This is a genomic window from Bacteroides bouchesdurhonensis, assembly GCF_900155865.1.
Classification (GTDB): domain Bacteria; phylum Bacteroidota; class Bacteroidia; order Bacteroidales; family Bacteroidaceae; genus Bacteroides; species Bacteroides bouchesdurhonensis.
This window is the reverse complement of sequence record NZ_LT707006.1, coordinates 3688082-3715065: the sequence shown is the minus strand read 5'-3', so window position 1 is coordinate 3715065 and position 26984 is coordinate 3688082. Positions and strand designations below refer to the sequence as shown.

The 26984-nt window shown below is 38.9% G+C and carries 21 protein-coding genes and 1 pseudogene; 9 read left to right on the top strand and 13 right to left on the bottom strand.

Annotated elements, in window-relative coordinates; translation table 11 throughout:
- Nucleotides 1-17: 17 nt before the first annotated feature.
- Nucleotides 18-1262: an anaerobic sulfatase-maturation protein gene (locus CZ225_RS15955; RefSeq protein ID WP_077154692.1), complete on the bottom strand. Its 1245-nt coding sequence runs from the start codon at nucleotides 1260-1262 to the stop codon at nucleotides 18-20.
- Nucleotides 1263-1421: 159 nt separating this feature from the next.
- Here CZ225_RS15955 and CZ225_RS15950 point away from each other — a divergent pair, with 159 nt between their 5' ends.
- Complete coding sequence (locus tag CZ225_RS15950) at nucleotides 1422-2156, top strand: DUF4369 domain-containing protein (RefSeq protein WP_077154691.1); 735 nt, start codon at nucleotides 1422-1424, stop codon at nucleotides 2154-2156.
- A gap of 82 nt (nucleotides 2157-2238) precedes the next feature.
- Here CZ225_RS15950 and CZ225_RS15945 read toward each other — a convergent pair whose 3' ends face one another.
- Complete coding sequence (locus CZ225_RS15945) at nucleotides 2239-2994, bottom strand: lysophospholipid acyltransferase family protein (RefSeq protein WP_077154690.1); 756 nt, start codon at nucleotides 2992-2994, stop codon at nucleotides 2239-2241.
- A 225-nt stretch (nucleotides 2995-3219) separates the two neighbouring features.
- Between CZ225_RS15945 and CZ225_RS15940 the strand changes: the two genes are divergently transcribed.
- On the top strand, nucleotides 3220-4350 hold the full coding sequence (locus CZ225_RS15940; RefSeq protein ID WP_077154689.1) for an AAA family ATPase: 1131 nt from the start codon (nucleotides 3220-3222) through the stop codon (nucleotides 4348-4350).
- Nucleotides 4351-4427: 77 nt separating this feature from the next.
- Here the strand turns inward: CZ225_RS15940 and CZ225_RS15935 are convergent, their stop codons facing one another.
- The gene (locus CZ225_RS15935) at nucleotides 4428-5528 is read right to left on the bottom strand and encodes a Gfo/Idh/MocA family protein (RefSeq protein WP_077154688.1); all 1101 of its coding nucleotides are present in this window, start codon (nucleotides 5526-5528) and stop codon (nucleotides 4428-4430) included.
- Between the two features lie 125 nt (nucleotides 5529-5653).
- Between CZ225_RS15935 and CZ225_RS15930 the strand changes: the two genes are divergently transcribed.
- On the top strand, nucleotides 5654-6907 hold the full coding sequence (locus CZ225_RS15930; RefSeq protein WP_077154687.1) for an exonuclease SbcCD subunit D: 1254 nt from the start codon (nucleotides 5654-5656) through the stop codon (nucleotides 6905-6907).
- Nucleotides 6904-9768, top strand: coding sequence for an AAA family ATPase (locus tag CZ225_RS15925; RefSeq protein WP_077154686.1), 2865 nt, complete (start codon nucleotides 6904-6906; stop codon nucleotides 9766-9768). Before CZ225_RS15930 ends, CZ225_RS15925 begins: the two co-directional genes overlap by 4 nt.
- On the opposite strand, the gene CZ225_RS15920 is transcribed toward CZ225_RS15925, so the two are convergent.
- The 4 genes from CZ225_RS15920 to CZ225_RS15905 all read right to left on the bottom strand — a co-directional run bounded on the left by CZ225_RS15920 (nucleotide 9752) and on the right by CZ225_RS15905 (nucleotide 14379).
- A complete protein-coding gene (locus tag CZ225_RS15920; RefSeq protein ID WP_077154685.1) occupies nucleotides 9752-10921 on the bottom strand; it encodes a metallophosphoesterase in 1170 nt (389 codons plus the stop codon). The genes CZ225_RS15925 and CZ225_RS15920 overlap by 17 nt on opposite strands.
- Nucleotides 10922-10951: 30 nt before the next feature.
- Entirely contained in the window at nucleotides 10952-11854 is a 903-nt protein-coding gene (locus CZ225_RS15915) for a vitamin B12 dependent-methionine synthase activation domain-containing protein (protein ID WP_077154684.1), read from the bottom strand.
- Between the two features lie 444 nt (nucleotides 11855-12298).
- Entirely contained in the window at nucleotides 12299-13639 is a 1341-nt protein-coding gene (locus tag CZ225_RS15910; protein WP_077154683.1) for a dihydroorotase, read from the bottom strand.
- Nucleotides 13636-14379, bottom strand: coding sequence for a polyprenol monophosphomannose synthase (locus CZ225_RS15905; RefSeq protein WP_077154682.1), 744 nt, complete (start codon nucleotides 14377-14379; stop codon nucleotides 13636-13638). The genes CZ225_RS15910 and CZ225_RS15905 overlap by 4 nt, the downstream gene beginning before the upstream one ends.
- A gap of 194 nt (nucleotides 14380-14573) precedes the next feature.
- Between CZ225_RS15905 and CZ225_RS15900 the strand changes: the two genes are divergently transcribed.
- Both CZ225_RS15900 and CZ225_RS24720 read left to right on the top strand, forming a co-directional pair.
- A complete protein-coding gene (locus CZ225_RS15900; protein WP_129585818.1) occupies nucleotides 14574-15926 on the top strand; it encodes a hypothetical protein in 1353 nt (450 codons plus the stop codon).
- 161 nt (nucleotides 15927-16087) lie between these two features.
- Nucleotides 16088-16317: pseudogene (locus CZ225_RS24720) on the top strand (hypothetical protein); the annotation flags it as partial.
- Nucleotides 16318-16379: 62 nt separating this feature from the next.
- Here CZ225_RS24720 and CZ225_RS15890 read toward each other — a convergent pair.
- Genes CZ225_RS15890 through CZ225_RS15880 form a run of 3 tightly spaced genes read right to left on the bottom strand, consistent with a single transcriptional unit; the run spans nucleotide 16380 to nucleotide 17198 of the window.
- A complete protein-coding gene (locus CZ225_RS15890) occupies nucleotides 16380-16685 on the bottom strand; it encodes a helix-turn-helix domain-containing protein (protein ID WP_077154680.1) in 306 nt (101 codons plus the stop codon).
- A 15-nt stretch (nucleotides 16686-16700) separates the two neighbouring features.
- Entirely contained in the window at nucleotides 16701-16934 is a 234-nt protein-coding gene (locus CZ225_RS15885) for a DUF2442 domain-containing protein (RefSeq protein ID WP_077154679.1), read from the bottom strand.
- Between the two features lie 6 nt (nucleotides 16935-16940).
- Nucleotides 16941-17198 (bottom strand): DUF4160 domain-containing protein, encoded by a 258-nt coding sequence (locus CZ225_RS15880; RefSeq protein ID WP_077154678.1) that lies wholly within the window; start codon nucleotides 17196-17198, stop codon nucleotides 16941-16943.
- Between the two features lie 227 nt (nucleotides 17199-17425).
- On the opposite strand from CZ225_RS15880, the gene CZ225_RS15875 reads away from it, so the two are divergent.
- Complete coding sequence (locus CZ225_RS15875) at nucleotides 17426-18637, top strand: transposase (RefSeq protein WP_077152843.1); 1212 nt, start codon at nucleotides 17426-17428, stop codon at nucleotides 18635-18637.
- Between the two features lie 102 nt (nucleotides 18638-18739).
- Complete coding sequence (locus CZ225_RS15870; RefSeq protein WP_129585817.1) at nucleotides 18740-18997, top strand: hypothetical protein; 258 nt, start codon at nucleotides 18740-18742, stop codon at nucleotides 18995-18997.
- 406 nt (nucleotides 18998-19403) lie between these two features.
- On the opposite strand, the gene CZ225_RS15865 is transcribed toward CZ225_RS15870, so the two are convergent.
- The 3 genes from CZ225_RS15865 to CZ225_RS15855 all read right to left on the bottom strand — a co-directional run bounded on the left by CZ225_RS15865 (nucleotide 19404) and on the right by CZ225_RS15855 (nucleotide 23207).
- Nucleotides 19404-20585, bottom strand: a complete 1182-nt coding sequence (locus CZ225_RS15865) for a 6-bladed beta-propeller (protein WP_083714657.1) — start codon at nucleotides 20583-20585, stop codon at nucleotides 19404-19406.
- Nucleotides 20586-20707: 122 nt separating this feature from the next.
- The gene (locus tag CZ225_RS15860) at nucleotides 20708-21733 is read right to left on the bottom strand and encodes a hypothetical protein (protein ID WP_077154676.1); all 1026 of its coding nucleotides are present in this window, start codon (nucleotides 21731-21733) and stop codon (nucleotides 20708-20710) included.
- Nucleotides 21734-22118: 385 nt separating this feature from the next.
- Nucleotides 22119-23207: a winged helix-turn-helix domain-containing protein gene (locus CZ225_RS15855; protein ID WP_077154675.1), complete on the bottom strand. Its 1089-nt coding sequence runs from the start codon at nucleotides 23205-23207 to the stop codon at nucleotides 22119-22121.
- A 356-nt stretch (nucleotides 23208-23563) separates the two neighbouring features.
- On the opposite strand from CZ225_RS15855, the gene mfd reads away from it, so the two are divergent.
- Complete coding sequence (gene mfd / locus CZ225_RS15850; RefSeq protein WP_077154674.1) at nucleotides 23564-26950, top strand: transcription-repair coupling factor; 3387 nt, start codon at nucleotides 23564-23566, stop codon at nucleotides 26948-26950.
- Nucleotides 26951-26984: the final 34 nt, after the last annotated feature.

The window sequence follows — 26984 nt, the reverse complement described above, 5'->3', positions numbered from 1 at the left end:
TATTTGATGTTTGATAATTAACTCTCGATATTTAGTTTACCACTCTTCAAAGCCTCCATAATATTGGCAGGCGGACGTTGATTCATTAATTCATTCTTCATGAAGTCCATGTAGGGAGCCACATGTTGGAAAAACTGGTAATATCCCTTGCATAAATAGTTCAGCCCCGGTTCCCCTTCAGAAGTCCGGCTGAACCTGTTTTTAGGACATTCACCGTTACAGGCAAACAAGAAATTACATTCTTTGCATTGAGTAGGCAACGACTGGTGTTTCATCGCTCCAAAATTATGCTGTCGTTCGCTGTGCATCATTTCAACAAGCGTTTGGCTGTAAATATTGCCGAGTTTATATTCCGGAAAAACAAAATGGTCGCATGAATAAACGTCTCCGTTGAATTCCATCACACCTGCATGACCACAACTCTTTGCCATGGTACATACACCGGGCTGTTGACCCATCCAATTGGCAAGTGTGGAATCGAATATCTGTATGTAGTAATTGCCGACGTCTTCTTTCACCCATTCATCAAAAAGTGTGCAAAGGAAATTTCCCCATTGCTCCGGGCTGACTGAAAAATCGGCGAGTTCACCTTCTTTGTTTTCTGCGAGAGAAGCTAAGTGACGTCCGTCCTCATGCGGTATGATACGTTCTACAATAGGAGCAAACTGAATGTAATGACAACCAATTTCTTTAAAGAAGTTATAAAAATCAAGCGGATAGTCCGCATTGAAATCATTGACTACTGCCATAGCGTTCCATTCCACTCCATGTTTTTTCAGAAGGTTGATACCTTGCATAACTTTCACGAAGGAAGGTTTCCCCATTTTGTTTTTGCGATATTCGTCGTGAAACTCCTGCGGACCGTCAATAGATACGCCTACCAACCAATTGTTTTCACGAAAAAAATCGCACCATTCGTCGGTGAGCATAGTTCCATTGGTCTGGATACAATTGTCGATGGAGCGTCCACGTGCATATTTCTTTTGAAGTTCCACGACCTTTTTGTAGAAAGAGAGCGGACGCATCAATGTTTCTCCACCGTGCCAAGTGAAAAGTACCTGAGGCATGGTTTGTGAATGGATATACTCATCAATAAACTTCTCCAGAAGCTCATCACTCATTACGTGTTTTGGATTTTCTTTATAGAGATTTGCCTTTTCCAGATAGTAGCAGTACTTGCATGCAAGATTGCATACAGCTCCTACAGGCTTTACCATGACGTAAAGCGGTTTGGCAAAGGGGGCATAAGTTGTTGTGTTCATACCTGCAAATTTAGATAAACTAAATGAAATAGAAGGTTTACTACCTTAGTTTATAAGGATTATTAAAGAAAAGAGTATTACAAATTTTAAATATTGATAAAATGTTTCTTTTGATTCTGAATCAGTTGTACCTTTGTACCCGGATATAATAACACATAGATGAACGTGAATAAAATTTTGCCTATATTGCTTTTACTTCCTTTTATTGCATCATGTACACATACGTATAAGATAGAAGGAACTTCATCGGTGAACAGCTTGGATGGAAAAAAATTATATTTGAAGACCGTCCAAGATGGGGAATTGCTTAAAATCGATTCGGCGGAAGTAATTCATGGTTTGTTTTCGATGAAGGGTAAAATGGATTCCGTACAGATGGTAACTCTTTATATGGATGATGAAAGCATTATGCCTATCGTGTTGGAGAGAGGTAAAGTTACCGTTACGATCAGTAATATGGAGATAAAAGCGGAAGGTACACCTTTGAATACTGCTTTATATGAGTTTATTCGTAAGAAGAACGAATTGGAAGTAAGTATCGAAGAGTTGGAACAGAAAGAGACCCGTATGGTAATGGACGGTGCTGATTATGAAGAAATACACCGACAATTGGTTTCAGAAGGAGATTCACTGGTAAATGAGATGAATAAGTACGTGAAGAAATTCATTTCTGATAATTATGAGAATGTACTGGGACCGAATGTGTTTATTATGCTTTGTAACTCATTGCCTTATCCTGTCATGACTCCACAGATTGACGATATTATTAAAGATGCTCCTTATTCTTTCAAAGATAATAAAATGGTGAAGGAATATCTGAAGAAAGCGAGAGAAAACATGAAGTTGATAGAGGAACATCAACGGATGGAACAGAATAGTTTGATGAAGAAATAAGGAAATCGGAAAGATTTAGAATATGTTTGAAAAAAATCCATGTATTGAATTTATGCTTTCAATACATGGATTTTGGTTTCTACTAGTCTTGATCTTCATTTTTAATCATTCCTTTATGTTTCTCCGGTAACGCACTTTCTACGGCTGTATAAGCTTCTGCCATTGTCGCTTTGATGTTTTCTATCCCTTTCCCTTTAGGAGGAATTGGATCGTGGATAGTCAAAATCATCCGATGACGATGTATCCATTTGCCTGTACGCGGAAGTATTTCGAATGAACCATCTATGGTGACGGGAACTACTGCCAGTTGCAAGTCATCCGCCAGTTGGAAAGCCCCTTTTTTGAAATATCCCATGTGTCCGGTAAAGGTACGTGCCCCTTCGGGGAATACTACCAGAGATACTCCATCTTTCAAAGAGTCCTTTGCCTGCCGAATGGTTTCCAATACTTTTTTGGGACCGGAACGATCCACAAAAATATGTCCTGCACTTTCGCAAGCTTTGCCCACGAAAGGTAGTTTGCGGAGACTTTTTTTCATCATCCACTTGAAGTTTCTTCCGATAAAACCATAAATTAGAAAAATGTCAAAGGAACCTTGGTGGTTGGGGACAAAGATATAAGAAGTTTTATCATGTAATTTCTCACGACCATGAACTTTTACGGGGATAAGAAGAAAAAGACAAATTAACTGTGACCATATTTTCCCCGGGTGATATCCCCAGAAATGAGCTCCTCCCACTAAAGAGCCTACAATGGTAACAATTGCAGTAAGAATCGTTAATACTAATAAGATCGGTAAAGCTATACAAATCTGATAAATATAATATAGTATTTTCATGGGTTGTATTTTTTATATACTGCAAACTTACGTAAAATCTCTGGAATAACCGAAAAAAATGGGAGAAATGACGCTAAACGACTAAACTACGAACTTGCGTATTGCGACAGCAGCTTAAAACGAGTTTCGATCCAAAGCTCGACACTCCTAATAATTTTATTAGTAATAATGTTGTTAGTAATAAATATGTTACTTATCTTTGTGATGAAATAATAGTTGAATATTATGGAGAAAAAGCCTTTTATATTTGGCGTTGCGACATCGGGCGATAACTTTACCGACCGGAAGAAAGAAACGGAACGTCTGTTATTGAATTTCCGTCATGGTATAAACACGGTGCTGATCTCGCCTCGTCGTTGGGGCAAAACATCTCTGGTGCAGAAAGCGCGTCATTTAGCACAGTCAGACAAACTGAAAATCGTTTACCTTGATATTTTTTCATGTCGTAGCGACAGGGATTTCTATGATGCCTTTGCCTCTGCTATTCTCAAACAAACCTCCTCTAAAGTGGACGAATGGTTGGAGAATATCAAATTGTTCCTTTCTCGTATCAGTCCCAAAATTTCGATGGGCGCAGATCCGATGACGGATTTCTCCATATCACTCGAGATGAATCCTAAGAGCAGCGACATCGACGAAATCTTACAACTCCCCGAAAAGATAGCGCAGAAGAAAGGTTATAATATTGTCGTTTGCATCGATGAGTTTCAGCAAATTGCCGAGTTCAAAGATTCTAAGACATTCCAGAAGCGGCTGCGTTCCGTATGGCAGTTGCAAAAATCAGTGTCTTACTGTTTGTTCGGCAGTAAGAAGCATTTGATGAATGAACTGTTCGAGAAAAGAAGCCTACCGTTTTACAAGTTCGGTGATGCCATTTATCTACAGAAGATAGGTACGCTGGATTGGATCGACTATATCTGCGGCCGTTTCGAAGCTACGGGCAAACATATCTCGAAAGAGTTGGCAGAAAAGATATGCCAAAGGGTCGATAACCATTCTTCGTATGTGCAACAGTTGGCATGGCTGGTATGGATTCATACGGATACGATTGCCACAGAACGAGATTTTGAGGCGGCTTATCAGGATATTATCGACCAGAACACCCCACTGTTCGAGAAGCAGACTGAAAGCCTTACGACCTATCAAATGAATTTCTTGCGAGCCATCATAGACGGGGTTCACAGCGAATTTACCACGCAAGAGGTTTTGCAAAAATACCAACTCGGCTCATCGGCCAATGTCAGCATCGTAAAGCGGGCTCTGGTCAAAAAAGAACTTATCGAGATCGAGAAGCGTCAAGTTGTCATTCCCGACCCCGTAATGGTAGTATGGCTGAAACGGGAATTGGGGACATAATTTTTTATAGGATAAATCATTGATAGGTATCGTAGAATATACGTTCTCTACCGTATGATTGTCAGCGTTTGGATATATTAAAAACGGACTGGCTTACCGCTTTTAGCACTTTTGATAGAAGACTCAAGTATTTTAACCACTACTAAATTATTTTCCAGCGAAGACAAATCAGTAGGAAGCACTTGGATTTCTTTACGGACGGCGGCTTTCAGATAATAGAAAGAATCATTGTATGGAGCTTTCAGTTTGGGAGGTTGTGTCGCTCTCTCTTTCCGGTTGGTAAATATACGCATGGATGTAGGTGTATCCTGATAAATATATCCTTTACTACCATAAATATGCATATCTTTTCGTCCTTTGGGCCAATTCCATGATCCCATAATTTGTACGGTTGCCGAAGGATATTCAATTAGGATCGTTGCATCGTCATCTACTTTTGGATATTTATCCGGCTTTAACTGTTTCAGAACGGCATAAACGCTAACAGGCTTTTCTCCATCCATTAGCCAAGTAACCAGATTGGCACCATAACAACCGAAATCAATCACAGCACCTCCACCGTTCAGCTTGGGATCAGTCAGCCAGTCGGTAAATTCTTTTCCACAACCAATCTCAATGGGACCTTCATGGCCATCGTATACTTCTATACGATTTATTTTGCCTATCGCATTATCTTTCTTTATTAAACGGTAAACTTCATGGTTTGTATTATACCAAGTCGTTTCATAATTGGTGAGTAACAATGTATTGTTTTTACGTGCTAGTTCTGCCATTCGGTTGGCGTGTTTCATATTGACTGCCAAAGGTTTTTCTACCATCACATGGATGCCGCGTGGAGCACAAGCTTCTACTACGGCAAGATGATCGTAAATAGAGCCGTAAGCAACAACAACTTCAGGTCTTGTCTTATCAAGCATTTCTCCCAGATCTGCATAAAAAAGGGAAGAGTCCAGTTTTTTTCGAAGTGGATTATTCGCTCTTAATTGTTCATCCGGTTCTGCAACCCCTACAATTTCAAAATCACCCCTATCCATACGGATAATTACCTCATGAAGGTGTCCGTGTGATACACCTGCTACTCCTAAACGAAGTGGTTTTGAATCTTGCGCCTTTAATATAAAAGGTAAGCAGATTACTGACAAAAATAAGAATGTTCTGATCATTTTTTGTGGGTTCATTATCTGTATAATATTATTATTTGTAACAAAGATACTTGATAAATTGGTAAAAACCATAGGTAAATGCTATATAATCTTTTTGTTTGTGTTATTTTTGTCTATTATTATATGAGGAGTCGAATGATATGATACGTATATTGCATACAGCCGATTGGCATTTGGGACAAACCTTCTTTGGGTATGACCGCACGGAAGAACATACTATATTTCTGGATTGGTTGGCAAAAGAGATCTGTGATAAGGAAATCGATGCATTGATTATTGCCGGAGACGTGTTTGATGTTTCCAATCCTTCTGCAGCTTCGCAACGAATGTATTACCAATTTATCTATCGGGTGACGGCTGAAAATCCAAACCTGCAAATTGTTATCGTAGCTGGAAATCATGATTCTGCGGCACGATTAGAGGCTCCTTTGCCATTGTTACAGGCGATGCGGACAGAGGTAAGAGGAGTGGTGCGGAAACAGGATGGAGGAGAGATTGATCATGACCATTTAATAATAGAATTAAAGAATCGTCGGGGAGAAGTGGAATTGCTTTGTATGGCAGTTCCTTTCTTGCGGCAGGGAGATTATCCGGTTGTACAGACAGATGGCAATCCTTATGCAGAGGGAGTTCGCAAACTTTATACACAACTTTTGCAGAGAACATGGGAGCGTAGGAAAGGGGGACAGTCTATTATGGCAATAGGGCATCTACAGGCTACAGGTTCGGAGATTGCGGAAAAAGATTATAGTGAACGGACGGTTATCGGTGGTTTGGAATGTGTGTCGCCGGAGGTTTTTTCTGAGCAGATAGCTTATACTGCCTTGGGGCATATTCATAAAGCGCAACGGGTATCCGGCAGAGAGAATGTACGTTATTCGGGAAGTCCGATTCCGATGTCATTTGCGGAGAAATATTATCATCATGGGGTTGTGATGGTAACCTTTGATGAAGGTTGTGCAGTAGAGATAGAAAGACTTGAATGTCCGAAGTTAATCACTTTGCTGAGTGTACCGAATGGAGCAGCGGAGCAGCCGGAATCAGTGTTGAAAGCTTTACGAGAGTTGCCTGAAATAAATGGTGAAGCTCCATATTTGGAAGTAAAAGTCTTGTTGGATGAACCTGAGCCTATGCTCCGCCAGCAAGTTGAAGAGGCACTGGCAGATAAGAATTACCGTTTGGCTCGTATTGTTTCTACTTATCGTCAAGAGGAAGGTAAGGTAGAAAAAGGAAATGATGTTTGGATAAAAGGTTTACAGGAGATGTCTCCTTTACAAATAGTACAATCTGTGTTTGAGAAGAGCTATCAGACAGAAATGTCGGATGAATTGACTGAATTATTTCAGGAAGCATATGTGTCGGCAACTCGTAAAGAAGAGGAGGAAGAAGGATGAAAATAATAGCGATTCGATTGAAGAATCTTACTTCGATAGAAGGAAGTGTAGAAATAGATTTTACGGAAGAGCCTCTTCGCTCTGCGGGAATATTTGCTATTTCCGGACCGACAGGTGCTGGAAAGTCTACTTTACTGGACGCTTTGTGTCTTGCCCTCTATGATAAGGCTCCCCGTTTTGCAAATTCGGTGGAGAGTATTTCTCTTTCGGATGTGGGAGATAATCAGATCAACCAGTCTGATGTAAGGAACTTGCTTCGCCGGGGAACGGGAGAAGGATATGCGGAAGTTGATTTTCAAGGAGTAGACGGACATCGGTATCGCTCTCGTTGGTCGGTTAGGCGGACGAGGTCTAAATCGAATGGTTCTTTGCAGCCGCAGGTGTTGGAGGTGAAGGACTTGGATACGGATCAAAAATATCAGGGCACTAAAAAAGAACTGTTGGCCCAGTTGGTAGAGTTGGTAGGATTGACTTATGAGCAATTTACCCGGACGGTATTATTGGCTCAGAATGATTTTGCAACTTTCTTGAAATCCAGAGGTACGGCAAAAGCCGAATTGCTTGAAAAGCTTACAGGTACAAGTATTTATTCCAGAATCTCGCAGGAAGTTTTTGCAAAGAATAAGGCTGCACAGGAGGAAGTGGCTCTCATTCATAGTAGGATGAGTGTGATTGAATTAATGCCTGAAGAAGAACTCCTCGCTTTACAAAAAGAGAAGGAGCAATTGACAGAAAGACGTGATGCAGGAATTAACTTGTTAAGAGACTTGAATACTCAATTAAATATAGTTCGTTCACTGAAAACACAAGAGGAGCTATGGAAGAAAAAAGAGGAAGAAGAACAGTCCGGACAAGAGAAAATGGTGGCTTTGCAAAGATCGTTGCAATTGCAGGAAGAGGAATTGATACTTTTTAAAGCACACTGGGAGGCGATACAACCGGATTTGAAGAAAGCTCGTCAATTGGATATACAGATCCAATCGCAACAAACCGGCTATGCCCAGTCGCAAAAGATATTGCAGGATGCACGCCTACGGGTAACAGAATATGGAAAGGTAGTTCGATCTGCTACAAGTCAGTTACAAATGTCATATCATTCGATGAATCTTTTACTGGACCGTGCGAAAGGAGAGACTTTGGAATTGGAGCAAGTAGAAGAGATTCTCCAAAAGGAAAAAGATTTATTGGAGAACCGTCTGAAAGTGCATGAGGAATGCCAGAACCGATTAAATGCTTTCGGCTATCCGTCGTTGGTAGATACTCAGGGTAAGCTGAAAAATGAATTAGTACGGCTACAGAATATGCGGCAACTGACTGAAACTGAGATGAAAACCAAACAGGATATAGGGAAGTTAGACAAAGAGACTATTGTCAGTGCACAGCAATTGGCTGAGCAGGAGGTTGCTTTGAAAACAATTCAACGCCTTTATGAAAATGCTCGTATGGCAGTAGGGAAGGATGTAAAAGCTTTGCGGCAACAGTTACAGGAAGGAGAGGCATGTCCGGTTTGTGGCAGTACAACGCATCCATATCATCAGGAGCAAGAAGTGGTAGATACTCTTTTCCGAAGTATGGAACAGGAATACAATGCGACGGTTGCCACTTATCAACAAATCAATAACCGGAACATTGCTTTGCAACGGGATTTAGCTCATTTGCAACGTGTGGAAGAGCAATTAAAAACACAATTAGCAGCTTTGCAACAAGAAAATCCGGAAGGCGGGAATGAGGAGCAGATAAAGAATCAGTTGAAGGAGCTGGCTGAACGAATTCTTGAATATGGTAATCTTTACGCAGAATGGCAACGGAATGATGAAGAGATCAAACAGATGCGCGCTCATTGTACAGCTTTACATGAGAATGTCTCTCGTTACCGTTTGGCGAACCAGAAAGCTGCTTCTGCCAAAGAGCAGTTGGCTATCTTGGAAACTGCTGTTGCAACCGAACAGGGCAGGTTCGATATAATTGCAAAAGCATTGGAAGAACTTCGGTTGGAAAGATCACAGTTATTAAAGGGAAAGAGTGTGGACGAGGCGGAAGCTGCCGTTATCAGAAGAGAGAAGGAACTGAATGCAGCTTTGGAAAAAAGCCGGAAAGAGGTGGAGACGGCACAGAATCGTCTTGCCGGCTTACAAGGAGAGAAGAAGCAACTTTCTATCGTAATAAAGGAATTGCAGGAGCAACAAAAACAGATCGAATTTCCCGATCAGTTGCCGGAAACTATTGCAAAGCAACAGAATGAAAATTCGAATACTGAGAGTAACTTGGCTTCTGTTACAGCAAGGTTACTGCAACAAGCAAAAAACAAAGTAACTGCTGAGCAGATTGCAAAAGAACTGGCGGAAAAACAACTGAAAGCTGAACGCTGGGCAAAACTGAATAAACTGATAGGCAGTGCTGACGGTGCGAAGTTTAAAGTAATTGCACAAAGCTATACCTTAAATTTATTGCTGTTTCATGCTAACCGGCATTTATCTTATTTATCTAAACGATATAAATTACAGCAAGTACCGAATACTTTAGCACTTCAGGTAATTGATTGCGATATGTGTGATGAAGTCCGGACAGTTTATTCACTTTCCGGAGGAGAGTCGTTTTTGATTTCTCTTGCGTTGGCTTTAGGATTGTCTTCCTTATCGAGCAATAACCTGAAAGTAGAATCACTCTTTATTGACGAAGGATTCGGTTCGCTCGATGCAGATAGCCTACGGACAGCAATGGAAGCATTGGAACAATTGCAGATGCAAGGGCGAAAGATCGGAGTCATTTCTCACGTACAAGAAATGAGTGAACGTATTTCTGTTCAAGTACAGGTGCACAAGAAAGTCAATGGAAAAAGTGTGCTTACCGTCGTAGGGTAAGCACCGTTATTTCCGGCCAGGCACCGAAACGGAAAGGCAATCCGACGTATCCGATTCCTAAATTTACATACAATCCTCGTGCTTCTTCCAGATACATTCCGCACCATTCCGGATAGATATAGGAAGCAAGAGAGTAATTCCCCAGTTTCATTTGCATGCCATGCGTATGTCCGGCTAACATTAAGTCTACATTCGATTGGGGAAGTACTTCTCTTCTCCAATGTGTCGGGTTATGGCTCAGCAAAATCTGGAACATGCCTTCCGTGCCCCGCATTGCTTTGGTTAAATCACCATGTTGGGAAAAAGGAGGTTCGCCTTCGTTCTCAACTCCTATAAGTGCAATGCTGTCGTTACCTTGTTTCAGGATATCATGCTCATTATTTAATAATTTCCATCCCATGGCTGCTTGCCTTTGTTGGAGGTCAGACAGGTTTTCTGCTTCAGCATGCTTATCTTTCCAATGATAATAAGGACCATAATCGTGATTTCCCAATACGGAGTAAACCCCATCTTTCGCTTTTAATCCGGCTAGTATTTCCTGAAAGCCGTCCAACTCAATTGCGCGGTGATTGACCAGATCTCCAGTGAAGACAATAAGATCAGGATTTTGTTCATTTACCAGATCGACTAGCTTTTGAATAGCAGAAGCATTTCCATACCAACTACCGATATGAATGTCGGATAATTGAACAATGCGATATCCGTCAAATGCCTGTGGCAAACGGGAAGAAGTGTAAGTGACTTCTTTGACATCAAATTGTGTACGTCCGATAAAAGAACCATAAATAATAATGATGATAGAGATAAGTCCTAATGTCAGTCCGGTACATATAAATGGAGTTCGGGGCCAGCGTAGCCATTTATGAAAAGGTACTCCAACCAATGTACATAGGGCTAGTATCAATTTAGGAGCCGTAAATAGAAAAAAGAAAATGGAGAACCAGCCGATTGCTAACTGGAACTGTTGCTCAGCTTGTACATTTTTGGCAAAATATCCCAGGTAAGTAATTCCCGCAGTCAGCAAGATACATGGAAACCAATAAAGAATGCGTAACCGGCATTTAGTCGTCAGCTTGACTATAAATCTGAAATACAGATAGATGTCAGGCAGGATCAGAAAGATTAATAAAAAGATAAATAAACGTTGTAGCATATTCCGTGTATTTGAAAATCATTTATTCTCTCATTGCAAATTGGCAGCCAGGAATTTGCGCATTTCCTCCATACTTTTCTTTCGCCTTCGTGCATAGTCTTCGAGTTGGTCTTCACCAATTTTCCCTACAGAGAAATATTCGGAGGCGGGATGTGCAAACATAAGGCCGCAAACAGAAGAATGAGGATACATAGCCCCATTCTCAGTGAGACTGATTCCTATTTGTTTCATATCCAGAATTTCGTCCAACAAGAAATTGACTGATTGGTCGGGAAGGGAGGGATAACCTACGGCAGGGCGGATTCCTTGATACTTCTCTACCAATAAGTCAGGTATTGCCAGATTCTCATCTTTGGCATATCCCCAGAATTCTTTGCGTACATATTCGTGCATTTTTTCTGTGGCAGCTTCTGCCAGACGGTCTGAAAGAGTTTGAACGAGTAGATGTTTATAAGGATCTTGTTCGTATAACCCTTCCATGTCCGCGTCGATACAGGAAGCAAAAACACCCATTGTGTCCGGAATGCCGGAAGATAGGGGACGGATGAAATCGCTCAGGCAGATGAAAGGGCTACCGTCCCGTTTGGGAGTTTGTTGGCGGAGTAGTGGGAAAATAACCGTTTGATTTTCTTCTTTCTCGATCACCAGATTATCTCCGTCTGAATTAGTTTTGCAGAGTTTGAAGATTGTTTTTACTTCATAGTCCGCATCGAGCATGTCGAGCATCCGGTTTGCTTCTTTGAACAGTTGCATGGCTTCTGAAGCTTTGCTTCGCTCTTCCTCTGGAAAAGTTGTCAGCCAAGAGGCGCGGCATACGTCACAACCGTGAATGTTGGCAATGGCTGCATAACGTGGTTGGAATCCCCAGGCATGGAAAAAGTAAATCCAATTAATGTAGGGGGCAACATCATGTATTTTATAAGATAATATCATAAACTACTGTATTAAACGAGTTAAGACTGATTTATTCGTTTCATTCCAATTCTTCTTCTACATAGGAAAAAACTGCATTTTCTCTATCAACCTATCACCAATGTGCTGAATCTATTTGTTCATCGGTGTTTCAAGAGGTGATAGGTTGATAAATAACCTATCACCCGATCTATCACCTATCACCGGAATTTGGGAGATCTATAATGATATTATTGAAATGAACGGATCGGAGTGTTAGTTTCAACGTTTCGAACTGATGGTTTCAAGGTTTGGAACTATTGGTTTCAATGGTTGAAACTTTTAGTTTCAAGGCGTGAAACACTTAGTTTCAATAGGGTGAAACTAGTTGTTCCAAGGCATGAAACACTTTGTTTCGCTATATGGAACAGAGTGTTCTTCTATATGGAACAGAGTGTTCTTCTATATGAAACACTTTGAAACTATTTATCTTTCAAAAAATAGCTCTTGTCCGCGATATTCTTCATCAATAATTCCATTGTTGTATAACAGATGTCCGTTTACAAATGTTTTCTCTACTTTCCAATTGAAAGTATGTCCTTCCAGTGGGCTCCATTTACATTTGCTCAGGATGCAGTCGGTAGTAACGGTCCATTCACTTCCGGGACGTACCAGAACAAAATCGGCGAAATAACCTTTCCGGATAAATCCACGTTTTTGTATCTCATACATTTGTGCAGGAGCGTGACACATTTTCTCAACTACCTTTTCGATAGTAAAGATTCCTTTATCCACAAACTCCAACATACTCACCAGTGAGAACTGTATCATCGGCATACCGGACATGGCTTTGAGAGCTCCTCCTTCTTTCTCACTCAATAAATGCGGAGCGTGGTCGGTAGCAATAGCATCAATCAAACCACTATTAACGGCTTCTTGCAATGCTTTCCTATCTTCAGCTGTTTTGATGGCCGGATTACATTTGATACGTGCGCCCAAAGTCTGGTAGTCCTCTTCCGTAAAGAGCAAATGAGATACACAGGCCTCCGCAGTAATTCTTTTTTGTGCTAAAGGCAGTTTCTCGAAGAGGCTTAGTTCTTTGGCAGTAGAAATATGCATGATATGTAAACGTGCATTTGCTTCCTTTGCCAATTGTACTGCCAACTCAGAAGAATGGTAACAAGCTTCTTCCGAGCGGATGACAGGATGCAGTTCTAAAGGAGCATCGTCTCCGTACTCTTTCTTATATTTATCTGTATTTTCTTTGATAATTCCCTGGTCTTCACAATGGGCGGCAATCAACAAATCAGTACCTCCAAAGATATTACGCAAACTAGCCAACCGGTCTACCAACATATTGCCTGTACTGGACCCCATGAACAACTTTACACCACAAACCCTGTGTTTGTCCAATTGATCGAATTGAGTGTAGTTATTGTTGGTAGCCCCGAAATAACAGGAATAATTGATTGCAGACTTTTCCGCCAGCAGTATGAATTTCTCATTCAAAGCTTCTAAAGTAGTAGTTTGCGGATTCGTATTCGGCATGTCCATGATGGAAGTAACGCCTCCTGCTGCTGCTGCACGACTTTCAGTGGTAATATCTGCCTTATGTGTCAGTCCCGGATCGCGGAAATGGACGTGCTCGTCAATGACTCCCGGTAGAAGATAGCATCCCGTTGCATCAATAATTTCATCACAAGGTACAACTGTTTTTTGGTCGCCTACTAATATTTCAGCAATCTTTTCGTCTTCAATAACGACGGAACCTAATACTTTTCTTCCTTCGTTGATTATAACAGCATTTTCAATCAGAATACGTTTCATCTCTTTTGTGGGAATTTATGGAACCAACTATTAACTTTTAACTTAATCACACCAAATATGGCTTCACCAAAAATACTACTATTCATCTTTGAAGTTCCTAACTCTCTATTGATGAAAATAACAGGTACTTCAATGATTTTGAATCCACACTTATAAGCGGTAAACTTCATCTCTATCTGGAAAGCATATCCTTTGAAACGGATATTGTCCAGATCAATCGTTTCGAGCACTTGCCGACGGTAACAAACAAATCCGGCTGTAGTATCATGCACAGGAATTCCTGTAATAAAACGTACATATTTGGAAGCGAAATAGGACATCAACACTCGTCCCATTGGCCAGTTTACCACATTTACCCCGCTTACGTAGCGTGAACCGATGGATACATCTCCTCCTTCTTCCGAACAAGCTTTGTATAAACGGGGAAGATCGTTGGGATTGTGACTGAAGTCGGCATCCATTTCAAAGATATATTCGTAAGCGTGTTCCAAAGCCCACTTAAAGCCGGTAATATAAGCGGTCCCCAATCCTAATTTTCCTTTGCGCTCGATCATAAAAAGGCGTTCGGGAAATTCTTGTTGCAGAGTTTTTACGATGGTTGCCGTTCCGTCCGGCGAACCGTCTTCTATGACTAAAATGTGAAATATCTTGGAAAGTCCGAAAACGGCACGAATGATATTCTCTATGTTTTCCCGCTCATTGTAAGTAGGGATAATTACGATGCTATCCGATGTTTGCATATAAATACTATAAATTTTAAAACAAAAATAGTTCTTTTCCTTTAGTTATGAATGAACTAAGGATAATTTAACGCGATGATAGTGGGAGATAGCTGCAAAATGGTACTTTTTTTATTCTAATGGATATTGTTTAGTGAAGTTTGAGCAATATCGATTTATAAACGTATCTTTGCATAGCTTTTAATAATATATATATGAAAATAAATTTATTTTCCCGGATATTTGTCGGGATGTGTTTCGCGGTCTGTTTGGTTGCTTGTGAGAAGAATACTTATTATACCACTGTGGTGGAGGAGACCGATAACGAAGAAACTCCAATGCGGGATTTGAATGTAAAAGCATTGTCGCAGAGTTGGTTAGAGCCTAGGGGAGATGATTATGTTTCACCACTTTTTGCTTATCTGGCTCCAAGTATCAGTAAATATTATAAAATGGGAGATCCGTTTGAAGATATGAAGCTAATCTTTGATAATCCGGCTGCCGGTCAGGAAATCAATGTGACTATGAAAACTTCTGCCCTCAATGAAGAGAGAACGGTAACTATGCTGACAACCGGGGACGACCGTATTGAGATGTTTTTTCCTATTAAGTGGAAATATGAAGTGTTCTCTTCTATAAAATCAGCGATGCCCATTACAATGGAATGGGAAATCGGTTTGAAAGGAAATGTGATTTGTCGATATTCCAAACAATTTAGGGTCTCTCCTTTTCAAGAAGCTATATATACTATTTATTGGAAGAAGGATATTCCAGATAATAAGGATTATATTGCGTTTTTGAGAACTTTAGATTGGGGTGAATACCCTATTAGAGAAGATGATGAAGCATTTTATTGTTCTTTTAATCCTTTTTTCTTTGGCTATGTTTCACCCAATAATCCCATGGTAAGTAAACTTAAACAGGAAGCGATAAATGATGTAGATATGTCAGAAATAAAAAATGATTTTGTTGGTTATCAATGGGGTAATGATTATGTAAAGGAGCAATTGGCTGCATTTTATTGGTTGATGAATAAATATGGTGTGGCATATTCTTCAGAGGGAACGCATCGATCTACTTTTGCTGAAGTGTTTAATAATGGTCAGGGAGATTGTGCTACACTTACTTGTGCAATGGCAAGCCTTTGTCTTAGTATTGGATTAAGTATTCAATTAGTAGTAGTTCCTGGGCATATGTATCTTTTAGTCCTTGATCAGGAAGGGAATCCTTTGTATCCTATGGATTGTACAGGGATTTGGAATATAGACAAGACTTTGCCTCTTGAAGAACAAATAGAAATGAGCCGTTCGTATTTTGAATATATGTTGGAAGTTAGTGCGAAAGAGTATGAAAGAGATCGTCCCTTTATAGAAGCAGGTAAAGCTAAATATATGGTTCACCCCATGACATCTCAGGACTATTGTTCTAGTGGTATTCCTTCCATTGATATGCCTTACATCTCCAACAAAACACGTGCTGTTAATGAAAATATTCGTGTAACTTGTCGTAAAGCGGTGGAGCGTCCGATAATCTCTGCCTCCGGAATAAGGAGAACTTACTCTGAATAGAATAAGAATACTTTGATTCATAAGAATCCTGAGTTATTGTTAAGAATATAACATTACTGGCAGTGCCAAAGCCATGAGAATTGTCAAGATGAATGTAGACTCAGAGCGAACTCTTTCGTCGAACGGATTCTTACCACATGCGTTGCTTTGCATAATTTGAGGATAAAAACCTTATCCATGAAATCTATAGAATATTCGTTGAGGTATTAGACGAGAGAGGATGTCCCCCCCTAATACTGACAGTGTAACCCAACGGAAGAAATTTATCTTCATTATCCTGTACCTGTTTTCTCCAAGCTCGCTTGCTGGTGGGAAAATGACTACCGGATTAGGTGAGGAAATGTCAAGGGTGCTTGGGATTCAGTCTGAGAGTACAATTTCTGATAATTGCGAGGTGTCGTGTTTCTGTAAGGGCTAATCAATTGAAAGCCGGAGTTTAGTGCTCCGGCTTATTTACATAGGTCTTAATTCTACAGTTAGCCCCATAGCTGCTGCAATGCGATACAAAGTAGAAACTGTTGGAACAGTAAGACCTCGCTCTATTCTTGAGATATAACCCTTGTCGGCTCCTATGCGCTTGGCAAGTTCTGCCTGCGTAAGTCTTGCGTTTTTACGGGCATCCAATAAGATTTGAGCGTTATACTCTTCCCATGCCTTTTCACGGTTCTTTTCACGTTCGGGAGTTCCTTCTTTGCCAAGATCTTCGTCCAGCCATGCATCTACATCATAGATGTCTTTACTGATTTCTTTTAGTTCCATGCCTATACACAATAATTATGCAGCCGTTCCAATTTCGTGTAAAAATTCAGGGGCTAAATCTGCACCGTTTGCCCATTCGATAGTGGTGCGTGTCAGTCCGTATTGGATAAACTTGTCTTTATCCAACAGTTCTCCAAAGACCTCTCCCGTTAGATAGGGTTTTAGGTCTACTCTTTTTTTGCTTCCATCACTAAATGTTATAAGAAGCTCGTAATCTTTAATATAATCCACATCTACAACTCGTAACATAAGCGTTTATTTTAGAGGTTCTATTTTATCAATCTTCTCACCTCTTTGGGCTTTCTCCCATAGGGTAAGAATTTCAGCTTCATGCAAATCAATCCATTCGTTTACCTTGGCAATCACTTTAGCTGGAGCTTGACCGTTTACGATTCTGTCCAACACACTGATTGAGCATTGATAGTCTCCATATTCAAAATGAATATGAGGTGGATTATGGTCTTTCCAATAAAGACTTATTATAATTCCAAAGAATCTACATATTTCTGGCATATTGCTTCGTTTTTTATTAATACAAAGATATGGAAAGTTATACAGTAATACAACTTTATTCGGCTTTTTCTTCAATCTCAGCCACAATTTTCTTTAGTTCCTCTATTGTACCGGCTTTATAGAAGTTTCCTTAGATACAATAGTTCGTTAAGTTTTGAATTAACAACTAAAAAGTAGGTCAAGTCCTACCAATTCATTATATTAAGGGTTCCTACATCCTGAAAAAAATGAATCTGAACGAACTTGACCAATATCTTGAGATAATAAATAATTTGCTGAGTCAGTCAGCTGCAAAGATAAACAAATGGCGTGAGAAATTTATGCTTGAAGTACTACTTTTATATCTGATTATCCCCGGTAGGATTAATTTCCTTCAACTGGGTCGTTATGGTCGCTTTTGCGAACAACGCTATCGTCAGCAGTTTGGTCGCAAGTTTGACTGGCTCTGCTTCAATGCGACTTTGGCTGAATCTCAGATAAGTAGCCGTGTTGCTATCGCTTTCGATCCGAGTTATATCAGCAAGTCAGGGAAATGCACTCCCTATCTGGGCCGTTTTTGGTCCGGTTGTGCAAAAATGGCTAAGCATGGTCTTGAAATCTCCGGTATAGGTATTATTGATATGGATCTTCATACCTGCTTCCATTTGGAGGCCGTTCAAACGCCGCCTGTGAAAACCTTGGAACAAGCTAAATGGACATTGATAGATTGGTATTTGCATGTACTTCGTACCCGTAAGGGAACTCTTCAGCAGCTGACCAAGTATGTAGTTGCCGATGCTTATTTCTCTAAATCCACTTTTGTGGATGGTGCCCTGGATATAGGATTCCATGTCATCAGTCGTTTTCGGGATGACGCTTATTTCCGGTATCTGACGATGGAACAACCTACGGGTAAAAAGGGCCGACCTAAATTGTATGATGGTAAAATTGATATGAAACACTTGGAAGAGGAACGTTTTGAAATTATTCAGTTGGAAAAGGGAGAGGGACGAATACTTTCAGCAATCGTCCACTCCCGTTCCTTAGGGAGAAATATTCGATTGTGTATTTGGGAAAGTGATGACAAGAAGGTGCGTAAGTTATATTTCTCTACGGACACGCAGATGAAAGCGATGGATATACTGGATTATTACAGGACTCGTTTTCAAATTGAATTTTGCTACCGGGATAGCAAGCAATTCACAGGGCTGACCGACTGCCAAAGTCGCGACTTGGACAAACTGCATTTCCACTTTAACGCTTCATTGACCAGTGTAAATCTGGCAAAAGTGAAAGCCTTGGAGAAGGGAACTGTTCTATCAATGGCATCTGTAAAGGTGCTGTGCCACAATCTTTTTCTTATGCAACGATTTATTTCCGTGTTAGGGATTAATCCTAACGAGGAAATAAATCGAAGACTATGGGAAGAGGGAGTGAAATTTGCAGCAATTGCTGCGTAAATGTTAATTAAATATTTAACGAACTATTGTAGATACACGCATACGCGATATATACAATTCTAATTTACATTAACTCTATTCTTTAGAGGGAACGAATGAGTCGTGAAGACTTTGAAGTTATGTTGGAGTGCAGAGGAGTATGAACGGGATCGTCCCTTTATAGAAGCGGGTAAAGCTGAATATGTAGTTTACCCCATGACATCTATGGACTATGTTTTTAGTGGTATTCCTTCCATTGATATGCCTTACATCTCCAACAATACGCGTGCTGTTGATGAAAATATTCGTGTAATTTGTCGTAAAGCGGTGGAGCGTCCGATAATCTCTGCTTCCGGAATAAGGAGAACTTACTCTGAATAGAATAAGAATACTTTGATTCATAAGAATCCTGAGTTATTGTTGAGAATATAACTCTTTGAAAAGGATAAATGATGGTGAAAACAGACTTTATTTGTTCTGTTTTCACCATCTTAGTTTTATAAGCAATGTATAATCTGTACGTTCCGTATGAGATAGATTCACGTAAAATTCGTACTTTTGCAAAGTAATTTTTTAGATATGACAATAACCGAGTTACAACAACAATATGCCGTTCATCCCAATAACGGCAGTTCTTAAGCGATTATTAAAGGATACTTCGATTCAGACCATATATTGTGATTCCGCTACATCCTTGTTCTCATTTGTTTTGCTAAAACAGGATAAAACATTTATTTCTTTAACAATTTTGGAATGATCAAGATATGTACCAAGAACTACAATAATACTACTCCACATTAAAATAATGTATTAGTAAAAAAGGATTATCTTCTTCACTGATAGATACACCTTTAAATTTCTCTCTTAAGTTTTTAACCTGAACTGGATACATACTTTCAAAATCATTATATTTATCTTTACCTACAATAATTTTATTTACAGATTCAGCGGCTACCAAAGAGTAAATAGCATTCTCATCCATACCTATTATTTTTCCAAATGAGATAAGATATTTATCAGAATAAGAACTCGGTTTTACCACATAAGTTTCTCTAGTTTTTTTATTATAGACCCCCAACAACTCTTCATTTTTAAAAACTGTCCTTGTAATCAAATAATTCTGTGTTTCCTGAAATGTATAGAAGCCGCCGATGTATCTATTTGGAGAATTTTCATTAATTCTTTTTATGTCTTCATATTCTTTTATATCTGAAGGCCAAGTATTACTCCCTAAATCATATTGATAAGAAACTTTATTCTCTTTTTCATCAACACAGTAAATATTAAAATCATAAGGTTGAATATAATATACTTCATCATTGTATCTAGAAAATGGTTGAATGTTACCGGACGCTATGCTATTCCAAGAAGATGGAATTTCAAAAAAACTATTTTTTAATTCTAAGCTATTAGACATAGTCCACAAATTGAATGGTTTGTTATCATCAATAAGATTATTCATACATCCTATATATCCGTTTTCTATATTGCTTAAGAAGAAAAATGGCTTTGGTAATTTTTCAACAGACATTAAATTCAGATTATCCAAGTTATATTTTAGTAACTTTTTGTCTGTTCTACTAACAACCGCTAATATATTTTCTTTCTTATCAATAAAGATATCCATAGGCTGTAAGCATTCCTTTGGTCCTTTCCCAATAGTCACTAATTGTTTTATAAAATTCCCTGATAAATCATACACAAAGACAGACTTAGTAATAAATGCATCCAACAAGAATACATAATTATTATGTTTTACAATTTTATCAACCTGCCCCAATATTGCATCATTACTTAATCTCAAGATATCTATGCTATCAATAAGACCAGTATCATGAATATCAACTGAATTATTAAAATTCAGTTCAATGACTAAAGAATCCTTATCATTTAGCATATTCTTATTATTCACGCAATTACTTAAGAGAACAACTAACGAAAATATTAATACAATTCTTATTTCTTTCATTTCTGCGTTTTATTAAGTTTTTATTAAAAATAGTTTTTTGAGTTTTATTGGTGTTCAATTTAAAATTGAGAACAGCAACAACTGGATCTAACGTCCGGCGATACCAGAAATTACAATAATAACTATGTTTTTACTATGTTATTCACATCATAAACATATACAATATCATTATTTGTTATTCCATAAAGTTTTCCATTTTGCCAATCTATATTAAAGTCGCGCAAGTCTTCATTAATAAAAAGTTTAAAGAGTGCCTTACCTTCCCAATTAATCACGTGAAATTCCTTTTTTCCATTCTCTTCTTTATTACAATACAATGCAAATATCAGAGAATCATTGCACCGGGGTATGGAAATGTAATAATCATATAATGTTTCTCTATTTTGCCTAATATCTTCTATAGAAGTAGGTCCATCCCCCATTTTTACAGAAAAATTTTGGGTACTATCTTCAAGGTTCAAGATATCTATCTGATTGAGTACTCCTGTTAGACTGGCTATCATCTTACCATTTGGCTTCAAACAATCAGCTAGACTCATCATTAAATTCAAATCTTGCTGCAACAATATAGGATTGTACATAAAAAACCTAGTCATATTTTCATCTGGACGAAAAGGGTTAAATTTTACATATTGCACTCCTAATCCATGCTCTATATTTTTAATTAGCAGCAATGAGTCGTTACAATAAAACACTTGCAGAGGATCATTTATTTTTTTATAATCTAAGCTTTTTCGAACAACATTAGTTTTTTGTTCTATACTTTTTTGCAAATCAATACCTAATAATTTCTTTTTATGGTAGTCTTGAGCCCAAAGTATAGAGTCATGTTGTTGGTTTAAAATACTAAAGCTAAGAAATTCATTTGGTCCCTCGCCTCTATGAGCTAAATTTGCTCGAATATTTCTCGTTTTACTATCATATACTTTAATAAAATAAGGTAATTTGTATTGTGTAATAATCAAATATGGAGCCGAAAAATCTATTTGGAAGGCACCAATAGTATCTATCTGTTCCATACTACCAACCAAATGATATTCTTTCTCGAAAGTTTCTACAGGGACTAATTTGCCACAAAACAGACTTTCATTATTTCTGCAAGAAACAACTATAACTGATAATAATAAAAAAATAAAATATCGTCTCATAATCAACTTATATTACATTTGGGTCTCGTTTAATTTACTTGAAAACTGTTTATTGCTAGCCTTATAATTTAAAAAGACTATCAATAAACAGTTTTCTTTAAAGTTATTCCGATGTCTTACAAGTAGAGGCTGTACCTGTTCCTTTTGAATTGAACTGCTTTGTACAAGAACCACAATCATAATAAGTTGCACCTGATTTACTAGAACCTGCACATGTATAAGGTTTATCAATTATCGGTTGATACATGTTACAAAAGTATGCAATAGATAGATAATATCAAAATATAATTCCTAACAATTTCTAACAATCAGGATCTGACAATTACCCAAACCCATTAATAAAATGCAATTCAAGTCAAAAGTGCCGATTTCATCGAATATTTTCCTATATAAGAATTTTTAATTGATAACCTGACATTTCATATCGATCAATCACAATAGGTGCCACTTTTGCTAAAAGCTTACGCAAACGTCCTATAAGAATATAAATGTTGTTTGTATTATCAGTCTTTTCCGTCCAAAATAATGAAACAATTTCTTCATCTTTCAAAATATGATCTGGAGTATCTAAAAAATGCTGTAATAAAATGGCACATTGTGGGTACACAGAGATCTCTTTATCATCTACTATTAGTTTTCTCCGGTCTGCATCAAAAATTACACTTTCAGATAGTTGGTAAATTTGAGCAGTTTCACTTCTCACATATTTAATTTTTTGTTCCATCCAATTATCTTCTCCCTTTTGATCCAAAATTGATATACTTTTCTCTTTTCTTTTTAGATAGATTATAATCCCATAAATGCCAATAATAGATAGCCAATAAAGTAAACTATAAGCAATTCCTTTTATCCCTACTAACTGCCCAAAAGAAGGAGAACAAAACCCCAATATATCAACTTCACATCGATAACCAATTGTCAGTCTGAAACATTGTGCTAAATTTTCGCCTAAAGAAACATTCGGAAAAACAGAAGTAGCAATACTGTCTTTTTCATCCGAAACAAGGAGCTTTAACACAAAAGTGCCAGCTATATTCTCTTTCTTCAGATACTTCTGCCATCCTTTATATAAAGAATCTACATCGATAGGATGGGCAGATAAAAATTCCGAATGTATAATGCGTGCATTGGGATCAGACGTTACATTTTTGCTATTTTTTTCTTTATCTAAAGGGTATGCATGCATACCCTCATCATTATATACATAAATTGTATCTGGCAACTCATTCGGTTGTGATGTACGTTTACTGGCAAAAAGATAGCCTTCAAAAGACTCATTCTGTAATTTATCCTGCAAAGCGTTTCTGAAAGCGTCCTCTGCCTTATGATTAAACATATCCTTCCTTGTATCATAATACATCTGCCCAAGAAAGAAGAAGAATATCCCCCCAACAAACAATACAATTAAAAGTATGGATAGCTTTTCTCTTTTAACTAATAAATTACTTAAACTAACAATCGTTATTAATTTCATAATAATTTCAGATTTTAAGGTTAATCAAATGAAACACAAATAAGAAACAAATCATTATAATAAAATGATATATATTTTCTTTTAAACTACAAAGGTAGTCTATCTTATTTAAATAAACACATTATTCGAAACAATAGTGTGAAAGGAATAACACTCAAACATAAATGCAATAGATAAACATTATCTTCTTAGAGACTGTTTATAAATATAATTCTGAAAAGGATAAATGACGGTGAAAACAGACTTTATTTGTTCAGTTTTCACCGTCTTGGTTTGATATGGCGTGCATAATCTGCACATTCTGTGTGAGATAGATTCATGTAAAATTCGTACTTTTGCAGAGTAATTTTTTAGATATGACAATAACCGAGTTACAACATCAATATGCCGTTCATCCTAATACGGCCGTTCTTAGGCGATTATTAAAGGATACTTCGATTCAGACCCTATATTGTGGTGGATTGCATGCTTCCGCTGCATCCTTGTTCTCATCTGTTTTGGTCAAGCAAGATATTTGTCCTTTTGTCTTTATTCTGAGTGATCTGGAAGAAGCTGGATATTTCTATCATGACCTGACACAGGTATTGGGAGCAGAAAGTGTATTGTTTTTCCCTTCTTCATTTCGACGTTCTATCAAGTACGGACAAAAAGATGCTGCTAACGAGATTTTGCGCACCGAAGTCCTGAGTCGTTTGCAAAAAGGAGAAAAGGGCTTGTGTATTGTTACTTACCCCGATGCGTTGGCTGAGAAAGTAGTATCGCGAAAGGAATTAAGTGACAAAACCCTTAAACTAAATGTCGGAGAGAAAGTAGATCTGACCTTTGTAACTGACATTCTGCATAGTTATGGTTTTGAATATGTAGACTACGTTTATGAACCCGGACAGTATGCTGTCCGTGGTAGCATTATCGACGTATTTTCTTTTGCTTCCGAATATCCCTATCGTATCGACTTTTTCGGAGATGAGGTCGAGAGTATCCGTACGTTTGAAGTCGAATCACAACTTTCACGCGAAAAAAAAGAAGGGATAGTAATTGTACCGGATTTGGCAGTGACAGGTGATGTAACTACTTCCTTCCTTGACTTTCTTACGAAAGATACTGTTCTGGCTATGCGTGACTTCCTTTGGTTGCGTGAACGTATTCAGGCAGTACATGACGAAGCACTTACTCCACAAGCAATTGCTGTACAGGAAGCGGAAGAAAATGGAGGAATCACTTTAGAAGGTAAATTGATAGACGGTAGTGAATTTACATTGCGTGCTCTTGATTTCCGCCGGATGGAGTTTGGTAATAAGCCGACAGGAACACCGAATGCCAGTGTGATGTTTGAGACTTCAGCACAACCAATCTTCCATAAGAATTTTGATCTGGTAGCTTCTTCTTTCAAAGATTATTTGGAGAAGGGATATTCACTCTATATCTGTAGTGACAGTGTGAAGCAAACTGACCGCATCAAAGCGATATTTGAGGATAGGGGAGATAAAATACAATTTACACCGGTAGTACGTACGCTCCACGAAGGATTTGTTGATCGTACATTGCGTCTTTGTATTTTCACTGATCACCAGTTGTTCGACCGTTTCCATAAATATAACCTGAAAAGCGATAAAGCCCGTTCCGGAAAAGTGGCTCTTTCGCTGAAAGAATTGAATCAATTTACTCCGGGTGATTATGTTGTACATACCGATCATGGTATCGGACGCTTTTCCGGGTTGGTGCGTATTCCGAATGGAGATACCACACAGGAGGTCTTGAAGTTGGTTTTCCAAAATGAAGATGTGGTCTTTGTTTCTATTCATTCCTTGCATAAAGTCTCCAAATATAAAGGAAAAGATGGAGAAGCTCCCCGACTGAATAAGTTGGGAACCGGTGCATGGGAAAAGCTAAAGGAGCGTACCAAGAGTAAAATTAAAGATATTGCCCGTGACCTGATCAAGCTCTATTCCCAACGTCGTCAAGAAAAGGGGTTCTCTTATAGTCCTGACAGTTTTTTGCAACGGGAACTGGAAGCTTCGTTTATTTATGAAGATACCCCTGATCAGAGTAAAGCGACTGCCGATGTGAAAGCGGATATGGAAGGAGACCGCCCAATGGATCGTTTGATTTGTGGAGACGTAGGTTTTGGAAAGACAGAGGTGGCAATTCGTGCTGCTTTTAAAGCTGTAACCGACAATAAACAAGTGGCTGTTTTGGTCCCGACTACTGTTCTTGCTTATCAGCATTTTCAAACATTTCGTGAGCGTTTGAAAGATTTGCCTTGCCGCGTGGATTATTTGAGTCGTGCCCGTACGGCAACTCAAGTAAAAGCTGTGCTGAAGGGCTTGAAGGAAGGAGAAGTGAATATCCTGATCGGAACTCATCGCATTTTAGGAAAAGATGTCCATTTTAAAGATCTGGGATTGCTGATTATCGACGAGGAACAGAAGTTTGGAGTTTCCGTGAAAGAAAAACTGCGCCAACTGAAAGTGAATGTGGATACACTGACCATGACGGCTACTCCTATTCCCCGTACACTCCAATTTTCTTTGATGGGAGCGCGTGACTTGAGTGTGATTTCTACTCCGCCGCCCAACCGTTATCCGATTCAAACGGAAGTACATACGTTTAATGAAGAGGTCATTACGGACGCAATTAATTTTGAAATGAGCCGTAACGGACAAGTATTCTTCGTCAATAATCGAATTGCGAATTTGCCGGAATTAAAAGCAATGATCGAACGCCATATCCCTGATTGTCGTGTAGCTATCGGTCACGGGCAGATGGAACCTGCTCAGTTGGAACAGATTATATTTGATTTTGTCAATTACGATTATGATGTATTGTTAGCGACGACTATTATCGAAAGTGGAATTGATATTCCGAATGCCAATACTATTATCATCAATCAGGCCCAGAATTTTGGATTGAGTGATCTTCACCAGATGCGAGGGCGTGTAGGACGAAGCAATAAGAAAGCTTTCTGTTATCTGTTGGCTCCGCCGTTAGGCAGCTTGACAACGGAGGGCAAACGGCGTTTGCAGGCAATTGAAAACTTCAGTGACTTGGGTAGTGGAATTCATATTGCTATGCAAGACTTGGATATACGTGGAGCCGGAAATCTGCTTGGGGCCGAACAAAGTGGCTTTATCGCTGACTTGGGATATGAGACTTACCAAAAAATCCTGTCCGAAGCGGTTCATGAACTAAAGAACGATGAGTTTGCCGATCTGTATGCAGATGAAATCAAGGGAGAAGGACAAATCAGTGGTGAGCAGTTTGTGGATGAATGTCAGATAGAAAGTGATCTTGAATTGTTGTTGCCGGCAAATTATGTTACGGGAAGCAGCGAGCGTATGTTGCTCTATCGTGAACTGGACGGATTAACGCTGGATACAGAAGTGGAAGCTTTCCGCTCCCGTTTGGAAGACCGTTTCGGTCCTGTTCCTCCGGAAACAGAAGAGTTGCTTCGAATTGTTCCTCTTCGTCGGTTGGCGGCACGATTGGGAGCAGAGAAAATATTCTTGAAGGGTGGGCGTATGACGCTTTTCTTTGTGTCCAACCCTGACAGTCCGTTCTATCAAAGTCAGGCTTTCGGCAAGGCTATTGATTATATGATGAAATATACTCGCCGTTGTGATTTGAGAGAACAAAATGGAAGACGGAGTATGTTGATTAAAGATGTGTGTAATGTGGAAACTGCGGTTAGTGTGTTGAAGGAGATTGTGGCGTTGCCAAGTTCTTCTACATCCAATCCGTCATAAGATATAATACCATAGCCTGGAAATGGAATATGTC